Below are 13,783 nucleotides of genomic sequence, written 5' to 3' on the forward strand. Positions count from 1 at the left end.
GCGCCGAGTCGGAGAACGCGGTGGGTGGCGTGGCCTACGAGGAGGCCGAGCGGCTCGAGCTTGTGGCAGCCGGCTCGCCGGGTTCGTTCTCACCCTCGACGCCATCGTCGAGAGAGTCGGAGTCGGACTCGGTGTCGTCCGAGTCTACCTCAGCATCCACGGGCCGCCATTCACGGCCCTGCCGGTACACGCTCGGCTCGATGCCGGGGTGACGGCGGCGCTGCACGAGGATGATGACGAGGCCGATCACGATCGCGGCGAACGACGCCCAGACGTTCGACCGGATGCCGAGGAACATCTCGCTCGGGTCGACGCGGATGGTCTCGAAGACCGCCCGGCCCGCGCCGTACCAGATGAGGTAGGCGCCGAACATCATGCCCCAGCGCAGGCGGAAGAACCGCTCGAGCCCGAGGAGCACCGCCACGCCGACGAGGTTCCACACGATCTCGTAGAGGAAGGTCGGGTGGAAGAGCGTGCCCTCCGGCAGGCCCTGCGGCCAGGCGGCGTTGTCGAAGGGGATCTCGAGACCCCACGGCAGGTCGGTCGGCCAGCCGTAGAGCTCGGCGTTGAACCAGTTGCCGAGGCGCCCGATCGCCTGCGCGACGAGCAGGCCGGGCGCGAGCGCATCGGCGAACGACCAGAAGCGCAGGCCGGTGATCCGGCAGGCGATGATGACGCCGACCGCGCCGCCGATGAGCGATCCGTAGATGGCGTTCCCGCCCTCCCAGATCGCGAAGACTCGCCACCACTCCTGGCCGGCGAAGTAGTCGTCCGGATGGGTCAGCACGTGGTAGATACGTGCCCCGATGATGCCGAGCGGCACGGCCCAGAGCACCACGTCGAGCACGATGCCGGGCTCGGCGCCCCGCTTGGTCAGGCGGCGCGACGTCATGATGGTCGCGATGATGATGCCCGTGAGGATGAACAGGGCGTACATCTGGATGGTCAGCGTGCCCCACGGGACGGGGATCTCCAGGGCCTGCCACTCCGGGTCGGGAGTCGGGATGCTGAGCGGTGCGAACACGCCGGCGTCTGCCTTTCGTCGATGGTGCGGGGCCGTCGCGGGCGGCGGCCCCGTCGAGACTACTTCACTTGCGGACGGTGCCGCGCGCGAGCTCGGCCGCGAGTGCGCCCACCGCGTCGACGCCGCCGTCGGCGAGGGCCTTCACGAGCGCCGAGCCGACGATCGCCCCCTCGGCGTACTCGAGCACCTCGGCGACCTGTGCGGCGGTCGAGATGCCGAGCCCGACGCAGCTCGCCTCGGCGCCGGCGGCGCGCAGCCGCCCGACGAGCGTGCGCGCCGCCTGGTCGACGTCGGTGCGCGCGCCGGTGATGCCCATCGTGGAGACGGCGTACACGAAGCCGCGGCTGGATTCGACGGACTGGCGGATGCGCGCGTCGGTGGACGACGGCGCCGCGAGGAAGACCCGGTCGAGGCCGGTGCGTTCGGAGGCCGCGATCCAGTCGGCGCCCTCGTCGGGGATGAGGTCGGGCGTGATGAGCCCTGCTCCGCCGGCGGCGGCGAGGTCGTCGGCGAACCGGTCCACGCCGTACTGCACGACGGGGTTCCAGTAGGTCATGACGAGCACAGGCGCATCGACCCGCTCGGTCACCCGCCGCACGGCCTCGAAGCCGTCGGCGAGGCGGAAGCCGTTCGCGAGCGCCTGCACGGTCGCGGCCTGGATGACGGTGCCGTCCATGACCGGGTCGGAGTACGGCAGGCCGAGCTCCAGCACGTCGACGCCGTTCTCGACGAGGGCGACGGCGGCGTCGACGCTCGCGTCGAGCGTGGGGAAGCCGACCGGCAGGTAGCCGATGAGCGCCCCGGCGGCCTCCTCGTTGCGACGACGGATGACGGGTCCGACGTTCCTCACTCGCCGCTCCCGCCATCGAGCAGCTCGAAGTACCGGGCGGCGGTCTCCATGTCCTTGTCGCCGCGCCCGGAGAGGTTCACGAGGATCGTGGCGGACGGTCCGAGTTCGCGGCCGAGCTCGAGGGCACCCGCGAGTGCGTGCGCCGACTCGATCGCGGGGATGATGCCCTCGGTGCGCGACAGCAGGCGAAGCGCCTGCATCGCGGCGGCGTCGGTGACGGGGACGTACGTCGCGCGTCCGAGCGCGGCGAGCCACGAGTGCTCGGGACCGACGCCCGGGTAGTCGAGGCCGGCCGAGATCGAGTGCGACTCGATGGTCTGGCCGTCCTCGTCCTGCAGCAGGTAGCTCCGCGCGCCGTGCAGCACGCCGGGCCGGCCCTTCGAGATCGTCGCGGCGTGACGCGGGGTCTCCACGCCCTCACCCCCCGCCTCGTACCCGTACAGGGCGACGTCGGCGTCGTCGAGGAAGGCGTGGAAGATGCCGATCGCGTTCGACCCGCCGCCGACGCACGCGGCGACCGCGGTGGGGAGTCCGCCCGTCAGGTCGATGACCTGCTGCCGTGCCTCTTCGCCGATGATCTTCTGGAAGTCGCGCACCATCTCGGGGAACGGGTGGGGTCCGGCGACCGTGCCGAAGATGTAGTTGGTCGTGTCGACGTTGGTCACCCAGTCGCGCATCGCGTCGTTGATCGCGTCCTTCAGCGTGCGCGACCCGGTCCTGACCGGGATCACCTCGGCACCGAGCAACCGCATGCGTGCGACGTTGAGGGCCTGTCGCTCGGTGTCGACCTCGCCCATGTAGATGGTGCAGTCGAGGCCGAAGAGCGCCGCCGCCGTCGCGGTCGCCACGCCGTGCTGCCCCGCGCCGGTCTCGGCGATGACTCGCTTCTTGCCGATTCGACGCGTGAGCAACGCCTGGCCGAGGACGTTGTTGATCTTGTGCGAGCCCGTGTGGTTCAGGTCTTCGCGCTTCAGGATGATCCGCGCGCCGCCGGCGTGCTCGGCGAAGCGGGGCACCTCGGTGATGATCGAGGGTCGCCCGGTGTAGCTGCGCCCGAGCTCGGCGAGCTCCTCGCCGAAGGCGGGGTCGAGCTTCGCGAGCGTGTACGCCTCGGAGAGCTCGTCGAGCGCCGCGATGAGCGATTCGGGGACGAATCGTCCGCCGAACTCGCCGAAGTAGGGACCGGTCTGGGCACGAAGGGCCATGTCACACCGCCAGGAATGCAGAGAGGTTCGAGATGGGGTCGCCCGTGACGAGCGCCTCCCCCACGAGCACGGCGTCGGCGCCCGCGGCACGGTAATGCGCGACATCCGCCGGAGTGAGCACCGCCGACTCGGCTACGCGGACGACGCCGTCGGGGAAGCGGTCGGCGAGCCGGCCGAACAGGTCGCGGTCGAGCTCGAACGTGGTCAGGTCGCGCGCGTTGACCCCGATGAGCCGCGCGCCGAGCTGCACGGCGCGGTCGAGCTCGTCGGCGGAGTGCGTCTCGACCAGCGCGGTCATGCCGAGCTCGGTGATGAGGCCGTACAGGTCGCGCAGGGTGTCGTCGTCGAGCGCGGCGACGATGAGCAGCACCATGTCGGCGCCCGCAGCGCGGGCCTCGAAGACCTGGTACGCCGTCGCGATGAAGTCCTTGCGCAGGACGGGCAGCGAGACCGCCTGCCGCACCGACTCGAGGTCGGCGAGCGACCCGCCGAAGCTGCGACCCTCGGTGAGCACGCTGATCGCGCTCGCGCCGCCCAGCTCGTAGGTGCGGGCGAGCGCAGCGGGGTCGTCGATCGTCGCGAGCGGTCCTCGCGAGGGGCTCGAACGCTTGATCTCCGCGATCACCTTGACGTGCTCTGCGGGCCGGAGCGCCGCGAGCGCGTCGATCGCCGCAGGGCGCGCGAGGGCCGCGGCCTCGACGTCGGTCATCGGCCGCTCGGCGCGCCGGGACTCGGCGTCGGCGACCGCGTTCGCGGTGAGCTCGGCGAGCACGCGTCAGTGCGCCTTGGGCGCGACCTTGGCGCCGTCGACGCCGTAGCCCGCCTTCGCGAGGGCCCAGCCGACGATCGCGCCGACGACGAGCAGAACCGCCGACGCCCAGACGAGCCACTGCACGTCGAGGAAGAATGCGACGGTGCCGATCGCGAACGCGATGAGCATGATGGTCACGGCGGTCCACGCCGCGGGCGAGTGTCCGTGGCCGGGATCAGCGTGCTCAGTGCTCATGGTGCTCCTTCTGTGCGTGGGGATCGTGGAGAGTCTACCGGGTGCGACCGGGTGTCCCGGGGCCGTCGCCATCCGCGTGGTCGCGTTCCTCGTCGGTGGGGTCGTCGCCGCGGCTGAGCCCGTCCCAGTCGTCGACGGCGCGATCCGCGGGCGCGGCTTCGTCGATCGTGCCGTCGGCGACCATGCGGGCTCCACCGCCGTAGCGACGCGAGGTCGCCCAGGCGCGCCCGGTGACGAGCACCACGACGCCCGCCGTGCCGATGAGGACCCCGCCGGCGACCGCCGCGTACGGCCATGCCGTCACGGTCACCGCGCCGACGAGCTCCGCCGTCGGCCCGGCGCCTGCCACGCCCGTCGCGTCGGCGACCGCGGCGGAGACGGCCGCGACCGGGTCGGCGAGCGACAGCCATGCGGCGAGCACGACGGAGCCGCCCAGCACGATCGCGAGCACGCCCAGCGCGAGCCGGATGACCGGGCCGGCGATCGCGAGCGCCCCGGCGAGGGCGAGCCCCGCGAGTGCGAGCGCGGCGAGCGCGGGCGAGGCGACCGCTCCCCCGACCTCGATCGAGGTGGCGCCTCCGGCCGTCGCCTGGCCGTCGACGAGGCGCACCGTGAACCAGCCCTGGCTCCAGGCGAGCAGCGAGAGGCCGGAACCGGCGAGCAGGGCGAGGATCGCCGGCAGCTTCATCCGCTCACGACGCATCGGCTCAGCCCACCCGCCGCATCGCGTTGGCGACCGCGACCGCGCGCAGCGGCGCCGCTGCCTTGTTGACCGACTCCTGGTACTCCGACTCGGGGTTCGAGTCGGCGACGAGGCCGCCGCCGGCCTGCACGCGTGCGACGCCGCCCGAGATCGTCGCGGTGCGGATCGCGATCGCGAGGTCGGCGTCGCCGCCGAAGCCGAAGTAGCCGACCACGCCGCCGTACAGCCCGCGCTGCGCGGGCTCGAGCTCGTCGATGATCTCGAGCGCGCGCGGCTTCGGCGCGCCCGAGAGCGTGCCGGCGGGGAACGTCGCACGGAACACGTCGATCGCGTTGGCGTCGGGCGCGAGGTCGCCCTCGACCGACGAGACGAGGTGCATGATGTGGCTGAAGCGCTCGACCCGCATGAACTCGGTCACCTCGACGGTGCCGGCTGTGCAGACCTTCGCGAGGTCGTTGCGGGCGAGGTCGACGAGCATGAGGTGCTCGGCCTGCTCCTTCGGGTCGGCGATGAGCTCGGCCTCGAGGTCGGCGTCGTCCTCCGGTGTGGCGCCGCGCGGCTTGGATCCGGCGATGGGGTGCGTGTAGACGCGATCGTCCTCGACCTTGACGAGCGCCTCGGGCGACGAGCCGACGATCCAATACGGCTCGCCCGCCGGGTCCTCGAGGTGCAGCAGGTACATGTAGGGGCTCGGGTTCAGGCTGCGGAGCACTCGGTACACGTCGATCGGGTGCGCCGTGGCATCCTGCTCGAACCGCTGCGAGATCACGACCTGGAAGACGTCCCCCTCGTGGATGTAGTGCTTGGAACGCTCGACCGCGGCGAGGAAATCGGCCTTCTCGGTGCGGTAGCGCGGCTCGGCGGCGCGCGCGAGGTCGATCTCGGCGAGGTGCGCCTCGGCGGGCTCGGCGAGCTCCGCCTGCATGCGGTCGAGGCGCGCCTGGGCGTCGGCCCAGAGCGCCTCGACAGGTTCGTCGCGGTCATTGAGCACGGATGCCACCAGCTGCACGGTCCCCGTCCGGTGGTCGATGACCACGAGCTCCGAGACGAACGCGAACGCCTGGCCCGGCATGGCGTAGTCGGCGGGCGGGCGGTTCGGCAGGCGCTCGATCTGGCGGATCGCCTCCCAGCCGATGAAGCCCACGAGGCCTCCGGTCAGCGGCGGGGCACCGGGCACGTCGTCGGTCGCCCATCGCTCGTAGACCGCCTCGAGCGCGGCGAGCGGCGCGAGGCCGGCGGATGCCGCGCCGAGGGCGCGCTCGTGCGGCAGGCCGTAGTCGAGCCACTCGACCGCGCCGTCGCGTTCGGTGAGCACGCCGTACGACCCGGCGCCGACGAACGAGTAGCGCGACCAGATGCCGCCCTGCTCCGCGGATTCGAGCAGGAAGGTTCCCGGGCGGCCGCCGGCGAGCTTGCGGTAGATCCCGACGGGCGTCTCGCCGTCGGCGAAGAGCTCGCGCACGACGGGCACGACGCGTCGCCCGGGCAGCAGCGTCGTGAAGTCCTCGAGGGTGGTGGTGGCGGTGCGGGCGGCCGTCATCGGATTCCTCCCTCGGACGCGGACTGCTCGGGGCTGCCGGCGTAGACGGACAGCGGGTCGCCGTCGAAGCAGGTGCGGGTGCCGGTGTGGCAGGCGACGCCGACCTGCTCGACCTGCACGAGCAACGCGTCGGCGTCGCAGTCGAGCGCGGCGGACCGCACGTGCTGGGCGTGGCCGGAGGTGTCGCCCTTGCGCCAGTACTCCTGTCGGGACCGCGACCAGAACGTCACGCGTCCCTCGGTGAGGGTGCGGCGCATGGCCTCGCGGTCCATCCAGCCGAGCATGAGCACCTCGCCGGTGTCCCACTGCTGGATGATCGCGGGGAGCAGTCCGTCGGCATTGAAGGCCGCACGGTCGACCGCCGTGGCATCCGGAGCCCAGCGCTCGGTGTCGGACTCCAGCTCCTCGTCGCCTGCGTGGGTCATCGCACGGTCCTCCCGTCGGCCGCGAGGGCGCGCTTCACCTGGCCGACGGTGAGCTCGCCGTTGTGGAACACGGATGCCGCGAGCACCGCGTCGGCACCCGCGGCGACGGCCGGCGCGAAGTGCTCGAGCGCGCCGGCGCCTCCCGAGGCGACCACGGGCACCGACGACAGTGCGTGCATCCGTGCGACGAGCTCGAGGTCGAAGCCGGCCTTGGTGCCGTCGGCGTCGATCGAGTTCACGAGCAGCTCGCCGGCGCCGAGCTCGATCGCGCGGCGCGCCCACTCGAGCGCGTCGAGGTCGGTCTCGGTGCGGCCGCCGTGCGTGGTCACGACGAAGCCGGACTCGGCGCGGTCGGAGCGCTTCACGTCGAGGGAGAGCACGCACACCTGGGCGCCGAAGTGGTCGGCGATCTCGGCGATGAGCTCGGGTCGTGCGATCGCCGCGCTGTTCACGCCGATCTTGTCGGCACCGTGGCCGAGCAACCGTGCGACGTCGTCGACCGAGCGGATGCCGCCGCCCACGGTGAGCGGGATGAAGACCTGCTCGGCGACCCGCTGCACCATGTCGTACGTGGTCGCCCGGTCGTCGACCGTCGCGGTCACGTCGAGGAACGTGAGCTCGTCGGCGCCCTGCGCGGCGTACTTCGCGGCGAGTTCGACCGGGTCGCCCGCGTCGCGCAGGTTGAGGAAGTTCACGCCCTTGACGACGCGGCCCGCGGCCACGTCGAGGCACGGGATCACACGGACGGCCAGCGACATCCGCTCACCTCACAGCCGTGCCGCGTGGATGGCGCTCACGAGGATCGCGCGCGCGCCCAGGGCGTACAGGTCGTCCATGACGTGGTTGACCTCGGCGCGCGGGATCATCACGCGCACTGCGACCCACTCCGGGTCGTGCAGCGGCGAGACGGTCGGCGACTCGAAGCCGGGGGCGACCGCGGTCGCCTCCTCGAGGTGCGAGACGGGCACGTCGTAGTCGACGAGCACGTACTGACGGGCGACGAGCACCCCCTGCAGGCGGCGCACGAGGGTCTGCGTGCCCGGTCGCTCGACGCCCGAGCCGATGAGCACGGCCTCGGACTCGAGGATGACCGGACCGAAGATGTCGAGGCCCGCCTTGCGGAGCGTCGAGCCCGTCGAGACGACGTCGGCGACGGCATCGGCGACGCCGAGCCGCACCGCGGATTCGACGGCGCCGTCGAGCTTGACGAGCTTCGCCGTCACGCCGTGCCGGGCGAGGAAGTCGCCCACGAGGCCCGGGTAGCTCGTCGCGACGCGCACGCCCTCGAGGTCCTGCAGCGCGTCGAACGCCCCCGGCGCGCCGGCGAACCGGAACGTCGAGTCGCCGAAGCCGAGCGACGCGATCTCGCCCGCCTCCGACCCGGAGTCGAGGAGCAGGTCACGGCCGGTGATGCCGACGTCGAGCGCGCCCGAGCCGACGTACGTCGCGATGTCGCGCGGGCGGAGGTAGAAGAACTCGACCCCGTTGCGGGGGTCGGCGACGATGAGCTCGCGCGAATCGCGGCGGCCGGTGTACCCGGCCTCGTAGAGCATCTGCGCGGCGGTCTCGGAGAGCGAACCCTTGTTGGGCACGGCGATTCGAAGCATTCCCTGGCTTTCGTGTCGACGGAACTGATCTGCGGGCATGGGCGTGATCAGAGATGTCGGTACACGTCGGCGGGGGTGAGCCCCTTGGCGAGCATCATCACCTGGAGGTGGTAGAGCAGCTGCGAGATCTCCTCGGCCGTCTCGGCGTCGGACTGGTACTCGGCGGCCATCCACACCTCGGCGGCCTCCTCGACGATCTTCTTGCCGATGGCGTGCACGCCGGCGTCGAGCTGGCGCACGGTGCCGGAACCCTCGGGGCGGGTGCGGGCCTTGTCGCTGAGCTCGACGAAGAGGTCGTCGAAGGTCTTCACCCGTCTAGGCTACCGGTGCCGGTGCGGGTGGGCGGACGCGGCCGCCCGCAGCGCCTCGATGCGCTCGGCGGGCACGTCGCCGTTGAACACGTGCGACCCTGCGACGAACGTGTCGGCGCCCGCCTCCGCCGCGATGCCGATCGTCTGCTCGGTGATGCCGCCGTCGACCTGCAGCCACACGTCGAGGCCCGCGTCGTGGACGGCGTCGGCGATGCGGGCGAGCTTCGGCATGGTCTCGGGGATGAACGCCTGCCCGCCGAAGCCGGGCTCGACCGTCATCACGAGCACCTGGTCGAACTCCGGCAGCAGGTCGAGGTAGGGCGAAGCGTCGGTCCCGGGCTTCAGCGCGATGCCCGCACGAGCGCCGATGGCGCGCAGGCGGCGGGCGAGGGCGACCGGCTCGCCCGCGGCCTCGGCGTGGAACGTGACCGAGTACGCGCCCGCCTCCGCATAGGCGGGCGCCCACCGGTTCGGGTCGTCGATCATGAGGTGCACGTCGAGCGGGATGGGCGAGACCTCCTGCAGGCGCGTCACCATCTGCAGGCCGAACGTGAGGTTCGGCACGAAGTGGTTGTCCATCACGTCGACGTGCACCAGGTCGGCCGTGTCGATGCGCCCGAGCTCGCGCTCGAGGTTCGCGAAGTCGGCAGCGAGGATGCTCGGGTTGATCCGCATCGTCATCCCGTCAGCCTATCGATCGGCGGCGTCGCCCGGCCCGCGCCCCGACGCGATGCGACGTACGAGCGCGATGAACATCGCATCGGTGCCGTGGCGGTGCGGCCACAGCTGCACCGTGCGACCGTCGCCGGCGAGGTCGAGCGGATGTCGCGCGATCGACTGCACGACCCCGGCGGTGTCGAGCAGTTCCGCTTCGTCGCCCCAGCGCGCGAGTGCCCGCCCGAGGCTGCCGTGCGTCTCCGACGTGTGGGGCGAGCAGGTCACGTAGGCCAGGACGCCGCCTGGCGCGAGCGCGCGGAAGGCCGCGTCGGCGAGCTCGCCCTGCAGCGCCGTGAGCTCCGCGACATCCGCCGGCGCTTTGCGCCACCGCGCCTCGGGCCGCCGACGCAGCGCCCCGAGGCCCGTGCAGGGCGCATCGAGCAGGATCCGGTCGAACCCGCCCGGCGCCCCACGCTCGGCGGGGTCGAGCTGGCGGCCGTCGGCCACGTCGACCGCGACCTCTGCCGGCACCGCGGCCACCGCCCGGCGCACGAGATCGGCGCGCGCCGGCACGACCTCGTTCGCCGAGACCGTCGCGCCGCCGGCGAGCGCCTCGGCCGCGAGCAGCGCCGTCTTGCCGCCGGGGCCCGCGCACAGGTCGAGCCACCGCTCGCCCGTCCGGATCGGCGCGACCCGGCTGAGTGCGAGCGCGGCGAGCTGCGACCCCTCGTCCTGCACGCGGACCCGTCCGTCGTGCTCGGCGACGAGGCGCAGCGGCTCCGATGCGGTGAGGCCCACGGGCGAGTACCGGTCGGGCTCGCCGAGGGCGCCGGGATCGGCGCCGAGACCGGGAAGCGACACGAGGTTGACCCTCGGCGCGGCGTTGTCGGCCTCGAGCAGAGACACGAGCTCGTCGCCGCGGCCCTCGCGCTCGAGCGCGGTACGCAGCGCGCGCACGACCCAGACGGGATGCGAATGCACGGACGCGAGCGCCTCGTCGGGTGAGCCGGCCTCGTCGGCGACGAGCGCACGCCAGTCGTCGACCTCGCGGCGCGACACGGTGCGCAGTACCGCGTTCACGAACCCGGCCGCGGCCGGTGCGACGCGGCGCGCGAGCGCGACCGACTCGTTCACGGCAGCGTGCGTGGCCACGCGCGTCGCCAGCAGCTGGTGCGCGCCGAGCCGGAGCACGTCGAGGACCGGCGGGTCCACCTGCTCGACCGGCCGGCCGGCGGCGAGCGCGATGACGGCATCGTAGAAGCCCTGCATGCGGAGCGTGCCGTACGTGAGCTCGGTCGCGAATGCGGCATCCGCTTCACTCAGGCGCGCGCGCTCGATGCGGGTCGGCAGCAGGAGGTTGGCGTAGGCGTCGGAGTCGCGGACGGCCTCGAGCACCTCGTACGCGACGATCCGGGACCGCGCCACGCGGTCGGGTCGGCTCCCGCGCGCACCGCCGGGGCGGCGTGCCGCGCCACCGCCGGTCCGACGAGGGTCCGGGCCGCTCATCGGGCGACCGCCTGTTCCACCCCGAGGCCTCGCCACCAGTCGGCGGCGCCCATCGCGTTGCGCCCGGCGGGCTGCACGCGGCGCAGCTCGATCGCGCCATCGGCGGTGCCGACGAGCACGCGGCGGCGGTCGCCGCGCACTTCGCCCGGCTCCAGACGCGGTGCGGCGGGCGCGGATGCCACCGGGCCGGCCTCGAGCACCTTGAGCCGCGTCCCGTCGACCTCGGTGTGCGCGCCCGGCTCGGGCGTCACGCCGCGGAAGCGTGCGTCGACCTCGCCGGTCGGGCGGGTCCAGTCGAGCCGGCCGTCGTCGATCGTCAGCTTCGGCGCGAACGTGGGCTCACCCGCCTGCGGGGTCGCCGCCGCGGTGCCGTCGGCGATCGCGTCGACGACCTCGGTGACGAGCCCGGCACCGGATGCCGCAAGCGACTCGAGCGCGGCCCCGGCAGTCTCGCCGGGTTCGACCGAGCGCGTCCGCACCGCGTAGACGTCGCCCGCGTCGAGCTCCGGCACGAGGCGGAAGACCGAGGTGCCGAGCTCGTCGTCGCCCGCGATGAGCGCCCGCTGGACCGGCGCCGCACCGCGCCACGCGGGCAGGGCCGAGAAGTGCAGGTTGATCCAGCCGTGCACGGGCGTCGACAGCAGCGGCTCGCGCACGAGTCCGCCGTACGCGACGATGACGCCGAGGTCGGGTCGGAGTGCCGCGATCCGCGCGGTCGCGTCGTCGTCGAGCCGTCGGGCGTCGATCACGGGGATGCCCAGCCGCTCTGCGGCGGCCGCGACCGGTGACGCCGTCAGGATGCGCTTGCGGCCGAGCGGCGCCGGCGGGCGGGTCACGACCGCCACCACCTCGTGCGCCGATGCGGCGAGACGTTCGAGCGTGGGCACGGCGGCGGCGGGGGTTCCCGCGAAGACGATCCGGAGCTGGGGCACACTCCATCATCCCAGCCGCGCGCCGCCACGCCCCTGCACCCGCGGGTCGGCGGTGCGGCGGTCAGGGCAGGTCGGCATCGTCCATCCGCACGCGGAGGATCGGCGGTCGTCGGGGACGTCTCCCCGCGACGGGGCGACGCCGTTCGGTCGCGGTCCGGATCGCCTCGGCCTTCAACGCCGCCGCGACGTCCGCGCCCGCACCGTAGCCGAATCGCACGATCGCGCGCTCGAGGCCGTCGTCGGCCGGAACCGGACCGAGCACGTCGACTCCGTCGATCGTCCGGATCCGCTCGAGGGCCGGCGCGAGCCGCTCCGGCGACGACGTCACCGACGCCATCCGGACGGCCGGCGGGAACCGCAGCGCGCGACGGGCTTCGAGCTCGCCGGCCGCCCAGTGCGCCTGGCTCCAGGTGGCGAGTGCGGTGCCGAGCGCGCCGCCCACGCCCACGAGGTACACGGGCGCGCCCGGCGCCGCGAGCGCCGCGGCGTCGGACCACCAGCGGAGGCAGTCCTCGGCGACGCGCAACGACTCGCGCAGCAGCATGCGCTCGCCGTCGAGGAGCAGCACGGCCCGGTAGCCGCCGTCGGCGACCGGCTCGGCGCCCCGCGTGGCGATCACGAGCTGTGGTTCCTCGCCCACCCGCAGCAGGGGGCGCTCACCATCGGAGACGACCACGCGCGACCGCGGGAAGGCGCGACCGAGCTCCTCGGCGGTTCGGCTCGCGCCGACCACCGCGGCGCGCAGCCCGGTCGACTCGCACACGCGACAGGACCAACCGGCCGCCGTCGTGCCGCAGAGCGTGCATGCCGGGGTGCCGCCGGACCGCGGCACGACGACCGCTCCGCCGCATTCGGCGCAGCGCGCCGGCTCGCGGCACCGGTCGCACACGAGCATGGGCGCGTGCCCGGGACGCGCGACCTGCACCAGGACGGGCCCGTGCGCGATCGCCTCCTGGGCCTCGCGCCATGCGGCCGAGGGGATGCGCGCACCGCCGCTGCCCGTGGCGGCCTGCTGCTCGGTGAGCACGACCCGCGGCCGCGCGCCGCGCCGCAGCGGGATCTCGTGCACCCAGCCGAGGCCGACGAGCCGCTGGACCTCCACGCTGCGACTGTGCGCGAGAAACACGAGGGCCGCACCCGACTGCTCCTGCCGGATGAGCGCGGCGTCGCGCGCGTGGACGCCTGGCGCGAGCGGCTCGGCCTGCAGCGGGTCGCCGTCGTCGTACACCGCGACGAGGCCGAGCCGGGCCGCGGGCGCGTAGACCGTCGACCGGTTGCCGATCACGACGCGTGCCGCGTCACCGGTCGCATCGAGGAACGCGCGGAACCGGTCCGGACCCGACTGACGGGCGTCGGTGCGCAGGACGCGACGCGGGTCCACGACCTCGGCCAGGGCCGCCTGCAACTGCTCCTGGTCACGGTAGTCCGGGACCGCGATGACGGCCGAGCGGTCCTCCGCGAGCACATGGGCTGCGGCGAGGGCGAGGGTGCGGGCCCACGCGCCCACCCATGTGCCCGAGCCCAGTCGCACCGGTCGGGCATCGGCGATGAGTGCCATGCGCTCACCCGCCTGGATGCCGTGCTCGACGCGACCCGCCTCGTACTCGTCGAACGGCGCCGGATCGGCCGGCAGCGGACCGGGGTCGCCCGGGTCGGCCCGCCAGGCCTTCTCGGCGCGCACGTAGCGCGCTGGGATCGCGATGCGCAGGATGTCGCTCGCGTTCCCCGCCGCACGGTCGGCCGCGGCGCGCGCCATCCGCCACACGTCGGGCGTGAGGAGCGGCACCCCGCCCACCACGTCATCGACGTCGCTCAGCTCGCCGCGGAACTCGCTCCGCTCGGCCAGCTCGACCACCCAGGCCTGCGCGATGCGCCCGCCGGAGCGAAGCGGCACCCGCACCCGGACACCCGGCACGACATCGGCCGCCAGCCTCTCGGGCACGCGGTAGTCGAGGAGTTGGTCGAGCTGCGGCAGGGGCGAGTCGACGAGGACCCTCGCCACCGGCCCTGCGGTCAC

Annotated in this window: 15 protein-coding genes; all 15 read right to left on the reverse strand. The window is 73.4% G+C overall.

Going from position 1 to position 13,783, the window contains the following annotated elements; all coding sequences use genetic code 11:
* Nucleotides 1–34: 34 nt before the first annotated feature.
* Nucleotides 35–1,024: a prolipoprotein diacylglyceryl transferase gene (gene lgt, locus ACULK4_RS10035; protein WP_445964286.1), complete on the reverse strand. Its 990-nt coding sequence runs from the start codon at nt 1,022–1,024 to the stop codon at nt 35–37.
* 64 nt (nt 1,025–1,088) lie between these two features.
* Nucleotides 1,089–1,874 (reverse strand): tryptophan synthase subunit alpha, encoded by a 786-nt coding sequence (trpA, locus tag ACULK4_RS10040; protein ID WP_445964287.1) that lies wholly within the window; start codon nt 1,872–1,874, stop codon nt 1,089–1,091.
* Complete coding sequence (gene trpB, locus ACULK4_RS10045) at nt 1,871–3,079, reverse strand: tryptophan synthase subunit beta (protein WP_445964288.1); 1,209 nt, start codon at nt 3,077–3,079, stop codon at nt 1,871–1,873. Before trpB ends, trpA begins: the two co-directional genes overlap by 4 nt.
* A 1-nt stretch (nt 3,080) precedes the next feature.
* Entirely contained in the window at nt 3,081–3,851 is a 771-nt protein-coding gene (gene trpC / locus ACULK4_RS10050; protein WP_445964289.1) for an indole-3-glycerol phosphate synthase TrpC, read from the reverse strand.
* A gap of 3 nt (nt 3,852–3,854) precedes the next feature.
* Nucleotides 3,855–4,085, reverse strand: coding sequence for a DUF6704 family protein (locus tag ACULK4_RS10055; RefSeq protein WP_445964290.1), 231 nt, complete (start codon nt 4,083–4,085; stop codon nt 3,855–3,857).
* Nucleotides 4,086–4,119: 34 nt separating this feature from the next.
* The gene (locus ACULK4_RS10060; RefSeq protein WP_445964291.1) at nt 4,120–4,788 is read right to left on the reverse strand and encodes a Trp biosynthesis-associated membrane protein; all 669 of its coding nucleotides are present in this window, start codon (nt 4,786–4,788) and stop codon (nt 4,120–4,122) included.
* Between the two features lie 4 nt (nt 4,789–4,792).
* Entirely contained in the window at nt 4,793–6,328 is a 1,536-nt protein-coding gene (locus ACULK4_RS10065) for an anthranilate synthase component I (RefSeq protein ID WP_445964292.1), read from the reverse strand.
* Entirely contained in the window at nt 6,325–6,753 is a 429-nt protein-coding gene (gene hisI / locus ACULK4_RS10070) for a phosphoribosyl-AMP cyclohydrolase (RefSeq protein ID WP_445964293.1), read from the reverse strand. Before hisI ends, ACULK4_RS10065 begins: the two co-directional genes overlap by 4 nt.
* Nucleotides 6,750–7,511, reverse strand: coding sequence for an imidazole glycerol phosphate synthase subunit HisF (gene hisF, locus ACULK4_RS10075; protein WP_445964294.1), 762 nt, complete (start codon nt 7,509–7,511; stop codon nt 6,750–6,752). Before hisF ends, hisI begins: the two co-directional genes overlap by 4 nt.
* Nucleotides 7,512–7,520: 9 nt before the next feature.
* The gene (hisG, locus tag ACULK4_RS10080; RefSeq protein ID WP_445964295.1) at nt 7,521–8,360 is read right to left on the reverse strand and encodes an ATP phosphoribosyltransferase; all 840 of its coding nucleotides are present in this window, start codon (nt 8,358–8,360) and stop codon (nt 7,521–7,523) included.
* Between the two features lie 47 nt (nt 8,361–8,407).
* On the reverse strand, nt 8,408–8,671 hold the full coding sequence (locus ACULK4_RS10085; RefSeq protein WP_445964296.1) for a phosphoribosyl-ATP diphosphatase: 264 nt from the start codon (nt 8,669–8,671) through the stop codon (nt 8,408–8,410).
* A gap of 9 nt (nt 8,672–8,680) precedes the next feature.
* Nucleotides 8,681–9,352 (reverse strand): ribulose-phosphate 3-epimerase, encoded by a 672-nt coding sequence (gene rpe, locus ACULK4_RS10090; RefSeq protein WP_445964297.1) that lies wholly within the window; start codon nt 9,350–9,352, stop codon nt 8,681–8,683.
* Between the two features lie 9 nt (nt 9,353–9,361).
* Nucleotides 9,362–10,753: an RsmB/NOP family class I SAM-dependent RNA methyltransferase gene (locus ACULK4_RS10095; RefSeq protein WP_445964298.1), complete on the reverse strand. Its 1,392-nt coding sequence runs from the start codon at nt 10,751–10,753 to the stop codon at nt 9,362–9,364.
* Nucleotides 10,754–10,830: 77 nt separating this feature from the next.
* Complete coding sequence (gene fmt / locus ACULK4_RS10100) at nt 10,831–11,766, reverse strand: methionyl-tRNA formyltransferase (RefSeq protein WP_445964299.1); 936 nt, start codon at nt 11,764–11,766, stop codon at nt 10,831–10,833.
* A gap of 61 nt (nt 11,767–11,827) precedes the next feature.
* Complete coding sequence (locus ACULK4_RS10105) at nt 11,828–13,783, reverse strand: primosomal protein N' family DNA-binding protein (protein WP_445964300.1); 1,956 nt, start codon at nt 13,781–13,783, stop codon at nt 11,828–11,830.

The organism is Agromyces selenitireducens (assembly GCF_052748465.2).

Coding starts and splice junctions, on each gene's coding strand:
- trpB (WP_445964288.1), bottom strand. CDS start 3,079: ATGGCCCTTCGTGCCCAGACCGGTCCCTACTTCGGCGAGTTCGGCGGA.
- ACULK4_RS10055 (WP_445964290.1), bottom strand. CDS start 4,085: ATGAGCACTGAGCACGCTGATCCCGGCCACGGACACTCGCCCGCGGCG.
- ACULK4_RS10060 (WP_445964291.1), bottom strand. CDS start 4,788: ATGCGTCGTGAGCGGATGAAGCTGCCGGCGATCCTCGCCCTGCTCGCC.
- ACULK4_RS10065 (WP_445964292.1), bottom strand. CDS start 6,328: ATGACGGCCGCCCGCACCGCCACCACCACCCTCGAGGACTTCACGACG.
- hisI (WP_445964293.1), bottom strand. CDS start 6,753: ATGACCCACGCAGGCGACGAGGAGCTGGAGTCCGACACCGAGCGCTGG.
- hisF (WP_445964294.1), bottom strand. CDS start 7,511: ATGTCGCTGGCCGTCCGTGTGATCCCGTGCCTCGACGTGGCCGCGGGC.
- hisG (WP_445964295.1), bottom strand. CDS start 8,360: ATGCTTCGAATCGCCGTGCCCAACAAGGGTTCGCTCTCCGAGACCGCC.
- rpe (WP_445964297.1), bottom strand. CDS start 9,352: ATGACGATGCGGATCAACCCGAGCATCCTCGCTGCCGACTTCGCGAAC.